The organism is Paenibacillus terrae HPL-003 (assembly GCF_000235585.1).
Taxonomy (GTDB): Bacteria; Bacillota; Bacilli; order Paenibacillales; family Paenibacillaceae; genus Paenibacillus; species Paenibacillus terrae_B.
Map to the genome: position 1 here is coordinate 5,722,525 of NC_016641.1, position 17,795 is coordinate 5,740,319.

Annotated in this window: 18 protein-coding genes; 1 reads left to right on the top strand and 17 read right to left on the bottom strand. The window is 41.3% G+C overall.

Going from position 1 to position 17,795, the window contains the following annotated elements:
* Positions 1–20: 20 nt before the first annotated feature.
* From HPL003_RS25395 to HPL003_RS25405, 3 genes are all read right to left on the bottom strand, one after another.
* Positions 21–476 (bottom strand): hypothetical protein, encoded by a 456-nt coding sequence (locus tag HPL003_RS25395; RefSeq protein ID WP_014282666.1) that lies wholly within the window; start codon positions 474–476, stop codon positions 21–23.
* 219 nt (positions 477–695) lie between these two features.
* Positions 696–1,634, bottom strand: a complete 939-nt coding sequence (locus HPL003_RS25400; protein ID WP_014282667.1) for an ADP-ribosylglycohydrolase family protein — start codon at positions 1,632–1,634, stop codon at positions 696–698.
* A gap of 85 nt (positions 1,635–1,719) precedes the next feature.
* Entirely contained in the window at positions 1,720–2,808 is a 1,089-nt protein-coding gene (locus tag HPL003_RS25405) for a hypothetical protein (protein WP_238533419.1), read from the bottom strand.
* 272 nt (positions 2,809–3,080) lie between these two features.
* Here HPL003_RS25405 and HPL003_RS25410 point away from each other — a divergent pair, with 272 nt between their 5' ends.
* The gene (locus tag HPL003_RS25410; protein WP_014282669.1) at positions 3,081–3,662 is read left to right on the top strand and encodes an RBBP9/YdeN family alpha/beta hydrolase; all 582 of its coding nucleotides are present in this window, start codon (positions 3,081–3,083) and stop codon (positions 3,660–3,662) included.
* 319 nt (positions 3,663–3,981) lie between these two features.
* Here HPL003_RS25410 and HPL003_RS30275 read toward each other — a convergent pair whose 3' ends face one another.
* The 14 genes from HPL003_RS30275 to HPL003_RS25480 all read right to left on the bottom strand — a co-directional run bounded on the left by HPL003_RS30275 (position 3,982) and on the right by HPL003_RS25480 (position 17,715).
* Positions 3,982–4,110, bottom strand: coding sequence for a hypothetical protein (locus tag HPL003_RS30275; RefSeq protein ID WP_274378187.1), 129 nt, complete (start codon positions 4,108–4,110; stop codon positions 3,982–3,984).
* Positions 4,111–4,194: 84 nt separating this feature from the next.
* Complete coding sequence (locus tag HPL003_RS25420) at positions 4,195–5,202, bottom strand: phosphotransferase (protein ID WP_014282671.1); 1,008 nt, start codon at positions 5,200–5,202, stop codon at positions 4,195–4,197.
* Between the two features lie 283 nt (positions 5,203–5,485).
* Positions 5,486–6,787: an MFS transporter gene (locus HPL003_RS25425; protein WP_014282672.1), complete on the bottom strand. Its 1,302-nt coding sequence runs from the start codon at positions 6,785–6,787 to the stop codon at positions 5,486–5,488.
* Entirely contained in the window at positions 6,784–7,332 is a 549-nt protein-coding gene (locus tag HPL003_RS25430; RefSeq protein WP_014282673.1) for a CPBP family intramembrane glutamic endopeptidase, read from the bottom strand. Before HPL003_RS25430 ends, HPL003_RS25425 begins: the two co-directional genes overlap by 4 nt.
* A 339-nt stretch (positions 7,333–7,671) precedes the next feature.
* Positions 7,672–7,926: a PqqD family protein gene (locus HPL003_RS25435; RefSeq protein WP_014282674.1), complete on the bottom strand. Its 255-nt coding sequence runs from the start codon at positions 7,924–7,926 to the stop codon at positions 7,672–7,674.
* The gene (locus HPL003_RS25440; protein WP_014282675.1) at positions 7,923–8,768 is read right to left on the bottom strand and encodes a hypothetical protein; all 846 of its coding nucleotides are present in this window, start codon (positions 8,766–8,768) and stop codon (positions 7,923–7,925) included. Before HPL003_RS25440 ends, HPL003_RS25435 begins: the two co-directional genes overlap by 4 nt.
* A gap of 299 nt (positions 8,769–9,067) precedes the next feature.
* A complete protein-coding gene (locus HPL003_RS25445) occupies positions 9,068–9,643 on the bottom strand; it encodes a histidine phosphatase family protein (protein WP_014282676.1) in 576 nt (191 codons plus the stop codon).
* Between the two features lie 45 nt (positions 9,644–9,688).
* On the bottom strand, positions 9,689–10,393 hold the full coding sequence (locus tag HPL003_RS25450) for a class I SAM-dependent methyltransferase (protein ID WP_014282677.1): 705 nt from the start codon (positions 10,391–10,393) through the stop codon (positions 9,689–9,691).
* 353 nt (positions 10,394–10,746) lie between these two features.
* Complete coding sequence (locus tag HPL003_RS25455) at positions 10,747–12,153, bottom strand: pyridoxal phosphate-dependent decarboxylase family protein (protein WP_014282678.1); 1,407 nt, start codon at positions 12,151–12,153, stop codon at positions 10,747–10,749.
* A 17-nt stretch (positions 12,154–12,170) separates the two neighbouring features.
* Positions 12,171–13,226 carry a pyruvate kinase gene (locus HPL003_RS25460; protein WP_081473766.1) on the bottom strand — a complete coding sequence of 352 codons (1,056 nt, stop codon included), beginning with the start codon at positions 13,224–13,226 and terminating at the stop codon, positions 12,171–12,173.
* Between the two features lie 204 nt (positions 13,227–13,430).
* The gene (locus HPL003_RS25465) at positions 13,431–14,108 is read right to left on the bottom strand and encodes a hypothetical protein (RefSeq protein ID WP_014282680.1); all 678 of its coding nucleotides are present in this window, start codon (positions 14,106–14,108) and stop codon (positions 13,431–13,433) included.
* Between the two features lie 24 nt (positions 14,109–14,132).
* Positions 14,133–14,849: a CYTH domain-containing protein gene (locus HPL003_RS25470; protein ID WP_014282681.1), complete on the bottom strand. Its 717-nt coding sequence runs from the start codon at positions 14,847–14,849 to the stop codon at positions 14,133–14,135.
* A 601-nt stretch (positions 14,850–15,450) separates the two neighbouring features.
* The gene (locus HPL003_RS30630; RefSeq protein WP_081473767.1) at positions 15,451–15,642 is read right to left on the bottom strand and encodes a transposase; all 192 of its coding nucleotides are present in this window, start codon (positions 15,640–15,642) and stop codon (positions 15,451–15,453) included.
* A gap of 1,074 nt (positions 15,643–16,716) precedes the next feature.
* Entirely contained in the window at positions 16,717–17,715 is a 999-nt protein-coding gene (locus HPL003_RS25480; RefSeq protein ID WP_014282683.1) for an AraC family transcriptional regulator, read from the bottom strand.
* Between the last annotated feature and the right edge of the window lie 80 nt (positions 17,716–17,795).

Here is a 17,795-nt window from a genome sequence, read left to right on the forward strand (position 1 = left end):
TGGGTTTTTACACTAACTCTTCAACAGCCACCTTCGTCAAAATAACTCGTCCAGATTGTACCCTCTTCTGTAACCTGAACACTCTGGATACCGTCCCCAAGCAGCAGTTCATTCACGGTGTGGCCTTCATAATCAATGATTTTACCATTTAAATCGTATTGGCTGGGTCCATAATAATGACAGCGTGCCCCGACGAGTAACAAATGATGATTTAGAGGCTGTACATAATGATAGTTAAACTGCTGCCCCTCAATACACACTTCTTCAATGTTATTGTCTATGATTAGTACCTTGTAAGTATGTCTGTCTTTCAATGAGACAGGCGGAAACATCCCCCGCACTCGTTCTGGGATTTTATCAATCAGCAGACTATACACGCGTCCATCAGGGCCAAATTGGGTCGAAACGATCTCGAATCCTTTAATATAGTTGGAAATATCGACAACTGAATGAAGCTGGATATATGGATGTGACAATGTAACTCCTCCTCTGAAAGATCCATGAAGTAAAAGTGTTATTGATTATGGGCTCCATTATTTTGTCATAACCGCATGGTTCTGAGTAGGGCGGAAGTAGGGCGATATTATGAAGTAATCCCAAGAGATGAATCGTCATGAAAAAATATAAGGAACAAAAAAAGCTGGGTTCTGCTTAATAAGAAAAGCAACCCAGCTTGATCTTTATAGATGTTCCCCTTAGAGTGTTTGGTCCTTTTCGACCTTCTTCCATAAAGCCTCGATTAGTTCATCAATCGTCTCCTTCATCGACAGCATCTCGCTCCACCGACGGGGAATACCACTTAGCCCGTAGTAAGATCCGGCAATCTGCCCGTACACCGCCCCGGTCGTATCGGCGTCATCCCCCAGATTTACCGCCAGCAGCGCCCCCTCTTCAAATGAAGTTGAGTGATGAAATGCCCACAGCGCAGCCTCAAGGGAACGAATGACATAACCGGTTCCTTGTATTTCGGGCGGCTCCTTATGCCGGTAAGATCCCTGAATAATTTCTTCAATTACTGGCGAATAAATTGGCTCGTCTCGGCGCCACTTATGGCAAACGTCAGCCGATAACATCGCTTCTTTGTCCGCTCCCCGCAGACCTGCCACAAGGATTGAAGCAAGCACAGCACAGGCCTCCACACTTTCGGCTGCTCCATGGGTAGTTCGCGAGCTCATCTCGGCGTACATCACCGCCTCTTCTGGACGGTTCGCATAGGCCATAGCAACAGGTGCAAGCCTCATAATAGACCCATTGCCTGCAGTCATGGGGTCAACGGACCCACTGTACGGATCTCCGGTAGCTTCGAAGCGATGCAGTGCTGCTCTCGTCGCACCACCGATATCAAAGCACGTTCCCGTGCTGCTCATATATCCCAGGTGGTACCAATTGGTGTATCGGCGCATTTGATCTGCCGGATCAAAGCCATCTTTTCTCACCATACTCTCGGCCAAGCAAAGCGCCATAGACGTATCGTCCGTCCATTGTCCTGCCTTTAACCCAAATACACCACCGCCTACGATATCCGTTACAGGTTTGAATGTGCCTGGACTGCTAAATTCTACTGTAGTTCCCAAAGCATCACCCACAGCCAGCCCAACCAGGCATCCCAAAAAACGATCCTTGATAAGTGCCATTTTGGTTTTACGCCCCTTTATAATTGTTATAACTAATGCATATTTTCCCATATCACTAGGAAGGAAGAAAATCCGGTAACGCCATTTATTCGTAGCTCAAGGCTTTACAACCGCTATCTGGATTTAATTCAACGAAAACTCCTGCCTCTTGATGGTATATAAGTGGAAATCGCTCCGTATCTACATGTTCCCGCACACCGCTTGAAAGCCGCCATACCTGAAGCGGGACTCCTTTTCCCCATAAGAATAATCGGTCGCCGGAAACGGCCATATCCGCTTGGGGATAGGGAAAAATCCCGTCTTCATTAGGCTTACAATTTAGGGATGGGACCGCAGGAAGCACACGTCGGTACCCAGGCTGGGTCATATCGAATAGGACAACAGCCGGTTCAACTCCTTCTTCTCCCCAATCTTCCTCCTCCAGTAAATCGGCATCCATCTGCCCCCAAACCGCCAATGTATCGGGTCCTGTCCAGCATACCGGCCCATCCCAATCGATCGTTTGCCAAAGATTGCGAGCCGACGGACCATTCTCCGATTCACATGGATTCAACAGCCAATCCGATAACGACCAAGTTCGGACCACTCCAATCAGAGCCCACACCCATCCCGTGTCCGCAATCCATTTTCCCCCTGGTGAATTCAACAGCCTCCCATGAAAATAATCTAGATAGTGCTCATCTCTGCATTCACTGTTATAAACAGGGGTAGGTCTTGCTGTCAAAAGCGTACCTGTTTCTACATCCCTCAGATCAAGCCGGTTCCATTCCGTCCCATGAACAAGGATACATGCACCATCTCGATGAACAAATGCCAGGGGAAACATACTTTTATCATAGTGGTATTCGTCCCGTGATAATTGCAATTTTTCTTGAGCATGGACTAAATCATACACTGCCGCATGCCGTCCAAAACGATTGGATATAGCTACATACTTGCCGTTAGGACTGGTAACCATTTGAACAGGTTGCATGGGATTAAAATCAGGAATACAAATACGTGTGCATAATTCTGCGCTGCCAGAGCGAAGTTCTAGTTTCCACAGTTCTGCTTGTGTGTTCAGTGCCAGCAGGGTTATGCTTTCCTGAGAGTCGCCTTTTACAGGATGAATGGCTGTAAGGCATCCGATAACCGGTGGTAAATCGGGTAAAGAAACGTGATGGAATGGCATCATTAAACCCCTTTTATTCTTGATAAGTAATAATTTATACCCGCATTTGTGAAGCTGGCTTTATCAACAAAAAATCTGATTTCAAGCAATGCAGTCAATACTTTCATAAAAACTCCCGGTTTTTTTCAAATTGGAGACTAACTGCTCTGTTGGAGATTGATGCTCATTTATACAGTCTACCAGCACCTCTAATACCCTATTTTTATTAGAGTTGTAGTTTAGATACTCATGGGCTTAAAGAATTTGTTAAACTAGAAGAGGAGTCCTTACACGAAGTGGGCACATATCAACAACGAAACAATAACAAAACGCTGGATGATGGGAGAAAAAGTATTGTGACAAACATACAAAATAAAAAACAAGTATATATAATCCACGGATACACAGCTTCGCCATCTGATCATTGGTTTCCTTGGTTACAAGACAAACTACAGGAAGATGGGGTATCGGTAGAAATACTGGAGATGCCCAATTCGCAATCCCCCAAACTTAATGAGTGGATCGAGCATCTATTGCTAAATATTAAAGTTCTACATAAAGACACCTATTTTATTGGTCATAGCTTGGGATGTGTATCCATATTAAGGTACCTGCAGCAAGTAATTACCCCGGAACCACTGGGTGGCGTCGTTTTCGTTTCCGGTTTTACCGATCCAGTGCCAAGCCTCCCCTCATTAGATGAATTTACAAATAGTCATTTTGATTATCAGCACATCATGGATTCGCTAAAGGCGCGTACAGCTATTGCTTCAAAGGACGACACGATTGTGCCCTTTGCACTCAGTAAGAAACTAACGGAAGATGTCTCCCGGGACCGTTTTATAACGCTGGTTTTTCATATGCTTCAACCGGTCTAGCCTACGATCATAATCTTTGGGCACAAGTGACGGGTAACGTTGAAGCCAATCGATGATCTCTTCTTTACTATGTAAATTGTTCACATCCAGTGATGGGCAATTTCACGTCAGTTTTGCTGTTCACAGCAGTAACATAACTAATAGGACGATCCCTTCTAATGCCTGCTGAAAAGGTCACACCTTCTGCCTTGATGCTCTAAACACTTGTGTAATTCAGCTTTTTCTCTTTGCTACGAGCCGTTTTAGGCAAAACCAATGCCCGATCACGTGTAAGAATCTCTACATCGGTTTCCCCATAAGCATCCTCAGTGGAAGAAATTCACTTACGAATAACATCCCCATACACACAAATAAAGTATCCTTCTTTAATTTCTACCACGTCCCAATGTTCTTCCAGCGCCTCCAGCCCGAAGTACGGTCGTAACGCGTTCGTTAACCAACTATTCATCTGCTCCTCCAATTCCGAGTACATCTCTATGGACATAGGCTCTATTTTTCCAGAGATTATAACATAAAACGGCATTTAACTCGTTTATTCATACACTGTTCCAGCTTGGACTAGCTCCTCCTGAATCCAGCTACTTCTGGTAGACAGTTGCAGCAAGTCGGCAGCGATCTGCTTGACCTGCTCTTGTAACACATGTGGCTGATCAGTTCCTTCCAGAAAGCGACTCAAAAAATGAAGAAATACATCTACCTTCCTAAGCAGCATCAATACAGGCACCGCATCAATCTCGGCGTGGGACAGATGAACTTGGCGGCAGAAGCCCTGGCAAAAATCCCGGACTGCTTGCATCTCCTCCGGTTGTCCCAAAAATCCCGATAAGATAACCGCTGGTTCCATGACCCGAACGTCTAACGTACAAAATTCAAAATCAAGCAGTGCAGTCACTTGGCTATGATCGGTATCCTTTACTAACAAATTGGAAGCGTTCAAATCCCCATGTACAAGCTGATGCGGCAACTCCTCCAATGCATGAAGCGAATCTGTAATCTCTTCATATACTTTTCCTATCCATCGCAGCTCGTCATGCAAAGTTTTTAGAGGCTCAGGCGGATGAAGGCAAATCTCTCGAACGATCTCCTGGTTACACAATGGATAGGATTGCTGCAGGGCATAATACGGTCGGTAGACTGGAGCTATATCAAGACGGAATGTCGCAAGCACAGCAGATAATTCACCCGTGACCTCGCCAAAAGAATAGGCAAAGCTTGAATCCTGCTCCAGTGGTGATTTGCCTTCTATGTAATCGAACAGACAGACATATTTGCCGCTTTCCTTCTCAAGCTGAGCGAGTGTCTCTCCCGTCACTGTTCGAATTGGTATCGGTACCCTGAATGATAGAGAATGCTTACTCAGTGCCTGCAAAACTGCATGCTCAAATTCAATTTTGTCCCTATCCCTGTGTGTATCGTAGATGCGCAGCACCCCGCTTCGCATACCACCCTTAACAAAATACGTCGTATTATTCCAACCCCCGGTTCGTTTCTGCAACGTTCCGTTCCACTCCGGCCAGTGCCGTCTTAGTATCGCTTCCAAGGATGTATCCTCCCTTTTAAACACCAGCTTATAATTTGCAGCTATTATAACAAATATAGACGCCCAATAGAATTGGACGTCCTTGGATATCCTTCATTTCCTCAACTGCTTGTTTCGGATATTTTGCGGGGTAGCACCATAAGCCATTTTAAATTAAAAATCCCCCAAGAGGGGGGTCCTTGAAATTAGTTTACAGATAATTGTTGACCGACCTATGCCATACGCAAGGCTAGTTGTACCTATTCAACTACTAGTGCCAGCAGAAGTTTATTTATTAAGTCACTTAAGTCTCTGCAGACACCGCCTTATCCATGCCCTGTACAGCAGGGGAAGATTGTTTCAGGGCAAGTACATGAATGTAAAGAAAAACACTTATCACACCCAACAGGAACATTTCCAGCCCGATAATCCAGGACGGAACAAATGCACTGAACGTAACGGATAACGAACCGATCATCATGGCTCCCCGCGTTGTCAATGAATTGATCGCCATATAGGAACCCCGTTTATCAGACGGCATAATATCCGCCAACAATGCTTGTTTTCGCGGAATATAGATTACTTCGCCAATGGATAAAATCAGCATGACAGCGAAGAGGAACCAGGGACTTTTGCCGATTACAATTAATGCATATCCGGCGGCATACAGCAAAATTCCCACCGTTACCGCTTTCGTATCTTTCGTCTTCTTAAAAAGCTTGGCAATCAATGTGCCGAATAAAATAACAGACAGTGTATTAATTATGCTTAAAATACCAAACAAGTTATATCCGTTGATTTTCAATGAGTAGCCAGCTACAGAGAATAACGTTTGATGCCCAATGACTTGAACAAGCCGAATGGGTGTATAATTATTGGATTGCAGTTCAATGGACAGATCCAGCAATGAGGCAAGCAGAAAAAATATAAATACCTTATTGGTTAAGACAACACGGTAATTTGCTGCTGTACTCCGCCAAAAACTTTTTTTTTGAATTTGCGGATCGATTACGGACAGGCTTTCCGAAATGAATAATGCGACAATCAGGAGCGAACAGAAGGAAATGAACGCCAGTGCAATAAACAGTTCCATCCGGAATTGTTCGAATAAGAAGCCGCCTAGTAGGATTCCTATTAGCAGGGACACGTTCCAAAGCCAATAATCAAGTCCGTAAATATACTTCCTCTCTTCGCTACTGCTGGAATCTATAATCAAAGCTGACCCCGCAGGATTCGAAAGTCCTGCACAGATACTGCTTACCAACATACCGATGCATACAAGCAAAGTAGAATAAAAAAACTCGATGCTCCCCACAACCATTGCAATGATGGATGCCAACCGGACATACTCACTGTATACCAATACCTTTTTTCTTCCATACAAGTCCGACATGTATCCGCCATAAAACCCTGCTAGAAAGGAAAGGAAAACATTGGCAGCCAGCAAAATACCCGCCCATTTGACGCCGAATTCCATAGAAAAATAAATCCCCATAAAGGGGAAGATGGAGTTGGTAACCAACTGCGTTAAAAAGCGTTCAACCAATCTTAATTTAACATTGGGATGCAATCGCAGAAATTTCATATTTGCCCCTTTCAAAATCATCCCTTATGATTCTCCTGCATCTGAAGCTTTCTCGGCGTGGAAAAGTTCCAGAATGTCGTAAGCATGCTCGGGAAATTATACAGAAAATGTCCTATGACTGCAGGCAGGACGGATTGGCTTATAACAATGGAATAGGACCAGGCTAGCCCCAACATAAACAAGGTGATATAGGATTTCCAAGAAAACTCTTCACGCGTATCCTTTTGCATATAGTGCGAAAAAGAGAACATTGCGGAAGTTAGAACAAATGCGCCGACGATACCCCAATCTTTCAGCAACCCCACCAGGAACAAGCGGTAAAACCATTCCTCGCATACCGCACTTCCAATTAACGACAGCTCCAATATTACAAAGGTACGAAATGAAATGGCCTGCATAAAGCAATAAATATCTTTATTCAACAAAGCCTTATATTCTGGCCATTGCCATAACAATGCCAACAGAGCCGCGCCAACGGCCACTGCAAACGCAATCCCCCATCCGCCGCCCGTAGCATTATTTAGCGGACGGCTTCCCATAAGCAATGGCGGAATGAGATAGGGCAAGAAAAAGAGAAGACTTCTTATCATATCCGCACAGTAAAAATGCCGGACTTTTCTTCTGATCAACTGCGTGGAATAAAACACGGTCAAAAATATCAAAACTGCAGATACGAGACTGTTTATCACGATAAGGACCTCGGCTTATATCAATCTGGGAAAAGGATGCCTTTTAATCGGGTAAGGATTTATAGCATAAGTAAACTACAGAGCTTTATTATACTTTTTGGCTTGCTTTTGGAGCCGCAACTTTTTGAATTTTAGGCTTTTTGTACATATTGTCACCTCCATTCCGTTCGGCATCCTTTTCCCGGATTGAACAATCATGTGAAAACTGGCATATTCCTATACCACCTCGATAAAATCCACATCCTTCAGCTCTTGAATAAATTCATTTACATCCCCGAGAACTGTTTCTTTATCCGCTTTATACTCTTCGGCTATGGCTGTGGCAACCTCATCAACCGTACGTTCTCCATCCAACAGACTCCAAATCTTATATGCTACTTCATCCAACAAATAAACATCATTATTTTTCACCGCATAGGTCTTGTCATTCAGTATTCGGGTTTGAATAAAAACATTGCGAGCGTATTTCATTTTTTCTCCAGCTCCTTTATGGTTTCATGAATGAGATGTTGGGTTCTGTCATTCAATGTCTGACAATACCGCAAGCATCTCCGGATTAAATCCCGAACGGTATTGTCATCGAAGGCTTCGCTTTGATAAATCAGATAATTATTCAGCAAATCGAAATCGCCTGTCCGGTCGGCATATCGTTTCAGTTTACGGAACAACCACTTGAGCCGTGGATTTGATTCCCCATTAACAGCCAAGAAGGCAGTCATGCTGGCGTCCAACAGGTGTCTGGTTCGGAAAAACGCGGTCCCGTAGTCCCCGGATTGATAGGCCCCCTGGATATCTTCAACGATGTTGGTGTAATTGGTGGACTCGAACAATGCGATATACAGATCGAGGGATCGAAAAGGCAGCATTGGAAGACGTTCTCCCATTTCTTGCGGACAAGTCAGAAATGTCGCGTATTTCAACCGGTGCAGCAAATCAAGTTCATCAGCATTGAAGGAAATGGGGTATTCTTCCGAACGGACCTCGAAATTTTCAAGTTTGGCAAGGAGACTGTCAAAAAACTCATTTGTCAAATATGTAAAGTCAAATCGGACGTCATCATGAACAAAATTATGGACAATGAATTGGTTTACCGACAAGACAATCGGGTCAAGCCCTTCGGTTTGTGAAAGCAAGCTATCAATTTCAGGCATTGTATCCGTGATAACAAAAACGTCTATGTCGGAAGAGGCGTTTCCAAACCCTTCGAAAACAGACCCCGCTAAATAAACCAGTGTCCGGCTGTCAATCCAAGGAAGTTGATCCATCACATAAGTATATTTTGAAGTTGGGTCATCAACTTGCGTTAGCTTCATCGATCTCACACCCTTTCTATGCGTTGATATATACTGTACAATAATGTAAAATATTTTTTATGATTTTATATCGGAAGAGAACACATGTTAGAATAATAATGGAAAGAACAAGGGGGATAAAACCCATCTTGAACTGTCCAAGGAGGAACGGATTCAGATGGTTTCCAAATTATTAAACTGCTCGGAGGCATCCTTGCTTCGCGAATCACTGGATGAATTGCTGCGCAAGTATGAAAAATAGCAACTTCCCGCGAGTCAGGCCGTCCCTTTCCAGCAGTTGAACGGTTAGGGGCGGTTCATTACCGGATGTTCCACAATCTCTCAACCTTCACTAGCTCTTCGCCGTTGAACTCCATTTTGTATACATCCGGTTTGGAGGTTTGCATTAAAAAATGGTAATCATATTGGCGGTCAAAATACCCCATCATTAATGTCATGACAGCTCCATGGGTTCCAATTGCTATTTTCCGTCCCCGGAAGGCCGTTAATAATTCTTTCAAAACCGCTACCGCACGGCTCTGGCAACCGTTATTCGATTCCGCTCCCACCAAAGCAAAATCGGGATCAGAAAACGACTTCTCCAACAATGGGAATAAATCCTCATCAGGCATCCGGTGGTCATCTGTGGAAAAAATTCTTTCTTTCAGATTTTCAAATAAAATGATTTCTTTTCCTGAACGCCGGGCCAACTCCTGAATGGTAAGGATTGCCCTCTGATACGGACTGGAAACGAAAACCTCGATTCCCTCCCCATTCAATAATTCTGTTGTTCGATTGGCATCCGACATTCCTTTATCAGTTAACCCTCTTGTTCTTTCATTTCCTGCCGTCTTTGGCGAATCGCCATGCCTCACCATGTAGATGAACGTTTTCATAATATCCTCCATAAAGATCCGATGAATGGCTAATTATCTGGCCACTTATTTATTATTTTTCCTGAATATCCCTACCCACCATGCTCTTTTTCCATTCTCTTCTCCCGCATAATTCTTCATTTCTTCATAGAGATCTACTTTATGAAAATCACTAGTGATACTATCAATTTCCTTTTCAGTATAATGATGGTATGTCATTCCATATTCATGCTCTTCATAGGATATGAACGTCAAACCATGATCATCAAGAAGTTTATACTTGGACGGCATATCGCGTGCTGTGGACCTGATCTTAAAGATCAAGTACCCGTCTTTGCTCAATACCCTCGATATTTCTTTAAATACGTTCACGGCGGAATTCCAATTGTTAAATTGAAGACTGTATAATGCAAGAACACAATCGAATTGCGAATCTTCAAAAGGAAGATGATAAAAATCACTTTCTATGAATTTGATGCTCACTCCGACTTGTTTAGCCCTCGATTCTCCTATTAGCAATGCTTCCTTCGAAATATCAATCCCTGTACACTTATGGGAGCGTGCAAGCTCCAACAGGTTCGTGCCATGACCGCAGCCTAATTCAAGTATATTGCTGCTAGGACGCAGTAATTTGCTGTTCTTTTCAACAATCTCTGATGCCTTCCCATTGATATCCGGCACTGACCGAACGGCGGTTCTCGTAAGAGCCTGACCTTTATAAAGCTTGTTCCATATCTCTTGATTTACAGCTGCGAATTCTTTACTGCTCACAGGCCATCACCCTTTCATACATTTGTATTGTCTATAAAAGTCCTGTATTCTTTGCCAAAAAGAAAGAATTCACAGATTCACTGTCTTTAAATTCTGTTACGTTTTCATCAGTTTGCCACTTGGCACAGACCGACCCAGATAGTGTAAATAGGCATATGGATTCAAATGTAAAACAAACGACAGCTGTTCCCGCAATACATCAAGATCCTTTGTATTGAGTCTGCTGTTCAGCAACAAAGAAACTCACTGAAAAAAGGAGGCCGTCTCCCTGTAGACTAATCTGCACCTTAGGCAGCATCTTCATATTATGCCAGTCGGTTCGCTCCACTTCATACTCGCTTTGCGAACGAAGCTCACATAATGACAGGTGTAGCCAACCTTCTGCATGCCACAAAAATATTTACACAATCGTCAATATCTTTTTGGGTTGTTTGCCACGAGCATATGCTTATCCGGATGGCCGGCTCATTCTGCCACAATGCGCCACTGCACCAACATTTTCTGCTTGCTTGTATATTTTTCAGCGTTGCCGAGGTTATTTCGGAGTTCTCGCATTTTACTACAATTTGATTAAACACTACGTTGTTTTCCACATGAAAACCTTGTTCGGTAAGCTTTTCAGCAAAGTACTCAGCATTATCGCAAAGATCGTCGACAAGTTTTTCAATACCAACTTTCCCTAAATATTTTATGACAGCCCATAACTCTACACTTCTTGCCCGTTTGGACAGTTCAGGAACATACAGCATGCCGTCACGATGGTCGCTATATTGAAGATAGGACCCAGATGCCTGCATGGCGCTTACCAGCGAATCCCTGTCTTTGCATAGAACGACACCGCAATCAAAGGGTGCGTTTAAAGTTTTGTGTGCATCAACAGACCAAGAATCCGCTTTTTCAAGGCCTTTTGTCAAATATTTTCTTTTGCCGGATACAGCTGCCCAAAGCCCGAAAGCGCCGTCCACATGTACCCAGGCACTTGCCTGATTTGCCAGCGTACAAATTTCCTCTATCGAATCAAATGCACCTCCGGTAACATTTCCAGCTTGAGCTATAACCAAGGTTTTGCTGTCAAGTGGAGGTAATTTACCAATGATCATGCGTCCCTGGTCATCAGTAGGCACCACTTCAACCATGTCTCTGCCAATTCCTAACATAGACAAGGCTTTCCATACAGAAGAATGGGCATCCTCACCTACAACTACCCTGATTTTAGGCGCACCAAAAAGTCCCTTTGAATGGACATCATATCCTTGGTTGAAAAGCAATTTATTTCTTGCTGCGGTAACTGCACAAATTGTAGCCACCGAGGAACCACTGACAAAACCGGCAGCAGTGCCTTTTTGTAACCCAAAAAGGTCAACAAGCCACTTCTCGCATACTTCCTCCAGTTTTGATGCAATCGGTGACATGATATATAATCCGCTGTTCTGATCCCATATATCGGTAAGCCACTTCGTGGCCAATGCCACCGGAATTACCCCCCCGTTAACAAATCCAAAATATTTAGCACCGCTTTTGGCGACAGTTGCCTTTGACCCGTACTTGTGCAGCATAAAAAGTATTTCAGAAGGAGAAGCGGACTCTTCAGGCATTTTCTCCTCAAACTTAAGCAGATTCTCCAAAGCTTCACAAGACGGCGAAACATCCATATACGGCAAATTTTCGATATAATCATATGCATAGGTTTTAGCCTGTTCCATCAGTTCTTTTGTTTTCAGTTGTTCCATCATCTCATTTTGCAAGTTTATGTGACCCATAGCATGTTCCCCTCATATTATATTTGCGCAGTTGTGTCCCGTATTAATTTCACTGCAGCTTCAACATTTTCACCGATAAAAATCTCGGCATTTAAGATTATTCCATCAGGTCGGCAAGAAATGATGTTGTATAAATCTATCATTTCTGCCGGAGTAGGAATGGGTTGCCTACGTAATGATGTCAATATGCCCGTTGCAATATAGAGCTTTTTGCTTCTTCGCTTGGCTGTTTTAGATATTTCGGATTGATACTCGTATAATCTGCAAATTTCGGAATTCAACAGTAAGTCTCCCCTGCCCAACATTAGGTTGGAAGAGCTTGCAATTTCATCGGCATTTTTAATGGAATCTGCAGTTTCAATCTTACTGATGATTTCAATGTCCTTGTCCAATATCCCGTTTCTGCATGTTAACAAATCGCTTAAATCAGTCACAAAAGAAAAAGCAACGGATGAGGGCTTTACCCGGTTAACCAAATCAATGTACTGCTGCCCGTTTAATTCCTTAGCAACATAGTTATAAGACAGGGATTTTTTAGTGTACATTTTTATTGTGTTGGATACTTTTGCAATAACACAATCCTGCTCATCATCCACTTCTAGAACAGATAAAACACAATCACCGTCACTGTAAATAAGTTTTTGCCCCGTAGAAACTGACCTGCATATATTTTCGTTATCCACAAATATAACCTTAGTATTAAAATCTCTGAATTTGTTTTTCTCCCCGGTTATGGTGACTGTTTCTCCGGATTCGAAGTCATAAGTAAAGTGGTTATCTACAAATGAAATTCTTGTCTTTCTTCCCGGAAAGGGGAGATCAAGCATAATCTTGCAATGTTGCATGCTCTTATTTTGGGTCAAGTTTCGAATGATCTTTTCAAAATACTCCAGTTCTTCTTCCGAACTGCATTTCGCCAAGTTAAATCTGAAGCTTCGAATACCATACTTCAACGAATAAGTGACTTTTTCGTTCACCGCTTCTTCATTAAACGGTATTCCAATAGTTGCAATAATTTCAGTACATACCAATGCCGATCCCTCTTCCCCGTTAAAGAAAGGTATTATTATCAAATAGAGATCCTTTAATGCCTTCTATATCGTAATTGCTACCTCGATGATCTTACTTTCCATTTTGTAACAGTTCAGAACCAGGTAGCCGTTATTGCTGCAAAAAGAATCATTTGGGCTATCCAAGTTTCTATGCAAAATATATTTATACTCAAATCCCATCAAATACATCCAGCAAATTTTTATAGATCCATACAGCTAATTATTCTATACCAAATAACAGACAGACATTTTTGTGTAGAGATCAAGTAAAAACTGTTTCAACTTAGAAACATCGGAAAAATTAAATTGGTTTTGGGCTCCGATGATTTCTTTTCCAATTATCCACTTGCTATTTTCATAATCGATCATATCCAATTCTCTCTTCATAAAGTAATCTGTGAAGAAATTGATATGGTCAAGTTCGAATTTCTTACTCTCAACTTCAATATACTTCATCCGTTTTTTCACTTCGCAATTCGAATCCAAAAACTGAACATCATGCCCGTTGACCTTATATTTTACGTTTTTGTATTTGATGGTCATTCTATTGAGTTCCTTGTAATAGAATGCCAATACTTTATTTTTGAATATGCTTAAGTCCAATTCATCAATAAGAGCCCAGATGGTTTTACTCTCCTGATAGGTCTGTAAGATGTCATTTGTAGATGTCAACCTATCTTTGGTGGCTATGCTGTAGTATAAATTTCCGTGGTTAACTTTAAATGTGATTTTCTTCTTATCATGCTTAAGATCTTCAAACAACATTTGAATGCAATCGTTATATCTGAAAACAGTCAACCGATTATCTTCAATCTGCTTATACAAACCCTCAAGTAATTGTTGTGTATTCAAACTGAAATCGGACGTAATATAAGTTACTTCAGTTTCCATATTGTTCTTCATGATACTCCCCCTGAACAATGCTTTTTAGAGATTCATGCATTTTTCTTTCTTGCTTTTACTGCTTAAGGAGTGACCGAGGCTCTCCACAAACTTGCCGATTTCATCAAACTCGTTGAAGATATAGGGTGAAGCAAACACATCACTCTGTTGGAACGACTCCAACTCAAATTCATAAAAAGATTTATTATTTATTTTGTCAGCCGATTGATCAAAGAAAGCGACACCTAAAAATTCATTTTCACCGAGTACATTTATCCGGGGGAATCTTAAAATAAACCCAGTCCTGAATGAACTGACGATTGATATATTCTTAAGCTCCGATAAATTTGTTACACCTAAAAATTTCTTGGCAATTCTATGAATATCGCAATCAACATCGAACGTACTCATATTTTTAGGCAGTTTACCGTCAACTTTGCAGGAGTACTCGTATCTGCTCCACGTTCTATTCGTTATGGTCTGCGGAAGCTTGAGATTTATTGAAATCTGCGGTCTGTACCTCACTCTGTACGTTATTCCGGCTTTCGAAAGATCTAAATCCTGTGTGTCATAATAAAAATCATACATATGTGCGTTTCTATACGGAACAACAACGTAACTTTCCTTAAGATAGTCATAAATGGGTTTAAACATTTTTTTTTCGGATATTTCAAACTTGAGTTCATTTTCAATGATCAGTTTCTCCCTGATTGAATACCCAATTTTCTTCATTTTTTCCTTCGTTCCTTCAAGTGTAGTCATCCCTTATCTTCCTCCTTTTTCTATTTATATAATTTCGTCACAACATTATTTAACATTTAATATAAAAAAAACAATTTTAATTTTTTTATAGAAAAAAATAATAATTTTTACATGGTTAATTTTACAGCGCATTTCCTCTTTTCACAACTTCTAAAATTGTCGATTAAAGACTATTTCTGTCGTAAAATGTAAAATATAGTGAAAATTTTGTGTCTTTCCTTCCCGGATATCGACAAAATAACTTTAAATTTTTTTTATTAATTTATTAAATTATCTTTGTAATTTTAACTAGTCATAACTACCGACATAGCCGGTGGCTTCTATTAGCACTGCACTATAAGGACACGTTACTGGCAAACGCCTTAATGCGCACTGAAACTGTGTTGCCACAGGTTGCCGCTTTCAGGGGCAACTTTATCTGTCCTTTTTCATCAACTTACCTGTAAACGGATCAATCAACTCTTTCATCGTTATCTGTTTGCAATTATTCCCTTCCATTAATTAGTCTCGGATATACTCCTCGAGAACCTTCTTCTCCTATGGTATTCACGTAATGCCTTCTACACCAAATTGGCATTTCCAAACGCTTTCTTCATCGAAATCAAGGGGAATTTGCTGGATAACCCCATCCCAAGCGAGTGTATACCGATTTCCAATTGGGGAGGTGTCTTGTTAGATCCCGCCATGAAGCGCCCGAACGAGCCACCCAAAGCATCGCATTGAGCATGTGCCGATTGTCCACGGCGGAGCGTCCTCCTAGTGGTTTTCGTTCAGATCGAAACAGATCTTGAATCTGCCGTTATTGCTCATCTTGGATAGGCACTGCTTTTCTTACGCTTCTGTATCCTGTTAGGAACGAAGTTAATTGTATTTTTTCACTATATCTCGTTTTAGGTTTATCACAGAAAAATTTTCATGCGTCATTCTCCTTGCTTTCCGACGAGGTAAAGAAGCTTCTAATCTCTCAAGCTCAGAAAGAAGATTCCTTATTTTGCTTATTTACGTATTCATTATGTACCTTTTCTTGCTGATCATTCGTATTATAAAATCACTTCAATTTATTTTAATATCATGGCTATTTTGATCAGTTCATTTCTGCTAAATAAATCTATTTTTCAATTCCGACTGCAATCGACGAAAAATTCCATATTCCTTTTCTTTGACCCAGCAAATTAAGTCTCAAACATTCCAAAACTATGATATTGATACGAATAGCTTGCATATTTTTATTACATTCCGAACATAAAGACTAACCCCTACCTAAGCTATTCAATAGCTTTCGTCTTGATATCATTTTTTCTTCTCATGATCTTGTTTGACCATATCTTGTTGTCTTTTGCCCGTTTCTTTTTTTCAACAAATCTTTTTCTCCCAAAGATTACGTTTACATCCAGCAAACCAAAGGGATAATGCAGTTGGATAAACATCTCGCTACATTCAGAGTTCTTGATGTTCGTCTGTGAGCTGTACATTTCCGATTCGGCACAAGAATAGAAACAAAGACACCAGCAAAGTTTGGTCAAGACCCATTTAGTGGACAAAACGTACATACCCGTCTGTGAACAGATCCATTTCCACACGAAAGATGTCTCCTGGCACGGTTTTATACCGCTTATTCTTCATATGCTTCAGCCGTTCCAGCTTCTGACCATAATCCTCGGGAACGAGAGACGGGTATTGTTGGAGCCACGCAATAATCTCTTCTTTATCTGTAAATGCTGGTATCCCGTAAAAGGTAGACTTACGCTATTCTTGCTATTATAAGCCGACACTCCTTACCTATCATTTCATTAGCCTTGTGCTTATGAATTTGCAGATATTATAACATATAGACGCCCAATTAAAATTGGACGTCAATTTATACCCTTCATTTCCTCAACTGCTTGTTTCGGATATTTTGCGGGGTAGCGCCATAAGCCATTTTAAATTTTTTATAGAAAAAACTCATGCTGTTATACCCAACTTGCTTAAATATCATTTCGAACGGCAGGCTGGTATTTACAACCAGAGAATAGGCTGCATTGAGTTTAATGTTGGCAATAAGCTGAGTGTAAGTAAGACCGGTTACTTTTTTTAACTTATTACTTAAATACGTACTATTGTAATTAAAATGATTAGATAGCTGCTGCAAGCTTAAATGCTGATAGTGCTCTTCCATATAATTCAGAATAGATGTAATATTATTTTCCTGCTGGTTTAAGTGAATATTATGCTCGCTTTCCAATACACGAACCAATTCTCCAAAAACAATTTGCAAATAAGCCTTGACCAATTCCATCGAATCCTCTTGACTGGAAAAATATTCGATTAAGATTCTGCGCAATATATATTGAAGGTTTTCATTATGCTGCGACTCAAAAATAATAAAGTGATTATGGTGCTGATGCTGGAGAACAGAGTTGGCGAGAAATTCACCAATCAGACTTTTTTTCTTAGATAACCGTTGTAAGAACAGGGAAGAAATCGTTTCTCTTTGCAGCAGGATATTAATAAGGATATCGTCTTCTCCCAAAGGAGCGATGCTGTGGGGCACATCCTTATCCAGGACACACACCTGGCCTTCACAAAGCTGAATTTCTTTGCCTGCTATGATTTGATTGCACTTACCTGAATAAACATAGTTTAATTCAATAAATTCATGCATGTGCTCCAGCATCGGAGCAAATCTATTGTGCTTGCTAATATAAATATCATGTTCTCCAAAGAAAAACAAAGCAGGCATACGAAACATGTTCAGATTAATATCATAGTATCGTTCATCCTCCGATTCTTCAGAGAGATCATTAATAACCTCGTTGTTTTGTTGTTGTAAAAGTTCAATTTCCGTTTTAGTTCTCAGCAACTGGTCCAACTCATGAAGGTTCATAAACACTGACTCCTCCTTCATTATATGATGGAAAAACGGGCGGTTCTCCGCCCGTTGAACAAACCACCTAATACCTGATG

What these genes read in the sequence shown, in the direction of transcription:
- HPL003_RS25400 (WP_014282667.1), bottom strand. Translation starts at nt 1,634, where the DNA reads ATGGCACTTATCAAGGATCGTTTTTTGGGATGCCTGGTTGGGCTGGCT.
- HPL003_RS25405 (WP_238533419.1), bottom strand. Translation starts at nt 2,808, where the DNA reads ATGATGCCATTCCATCACGTTTCTTTACCCGATTTACCACCGGTTATC.
- HPL003_RS30275 (WP_274378187.1), bottom strand. Translation starts at nt 4,110, where the DNA reads ATGAATAGTTGGTTAACGAACGCGTTACGACCGTACTTCGGGCTGGAG.
- HPL003_RS25425 (WP_014282672.1), bottom strand. Translation starts at nt 6,787, where the DNA reads ATGATTTTGAAAGGGGCAAATATGAAATTTCTGCGATTGCATCCCAAT.
- HPL003_RS25435 (WP_014282674.1), bottom strand. Translation starts at nt 7,926, where the DNA reads ATGAAATACGCTCGCAATGTTTTTATTCAAACCCGAATACTGAATGAC.
- HPL003_RS25440 (WP_014282675.1), bottom strand. Translation starts at nt 8,768, where the DNA reads ATGAAGCTAACGCAAGTTGATGACCCAACTTCAAAATATACTTATGTG.
- HPL003_RS25445 (WP_014282676.1), bottom strand. Translation starts at nt 9,643, where the DNA reads ATGAAAACGTTCATCTACATGGTGAGGCATGGCGATTCGCCAAAGACG.
- HPL003_RS25455 (WP_014282678.1), bottom strand. Translation starts at nt 12,153, where the DNA reads ATGGGTCACATAAACTTGCAAAATGAGATGATGGAACAACTGAAAACA.
- HPL003_RS25465 (WP_014282680.1), bottom strand. Translation starts at nt 14,108, where the DNA reads ATGAAGAACAATATGGAAACTGAAGTAACTTATATTACGTCCGATTTC.
- HPL003_RS25470 (WP_014282681.1), bottom strand. Translation starts at nt 14,849, where the DNA reads ATGACTACACTTGAAGGAACGAAGGAAAAAATGAAGAAAATTGGGTAT.
- HPL003_RS25480 (WP_014282683.1), bottom strand. Translation starts at nt 17,715, where the DNA reads ATGAACCTTCATGAGTTGGACCAGTTGCTGAGAACTAAAACGGAAATT.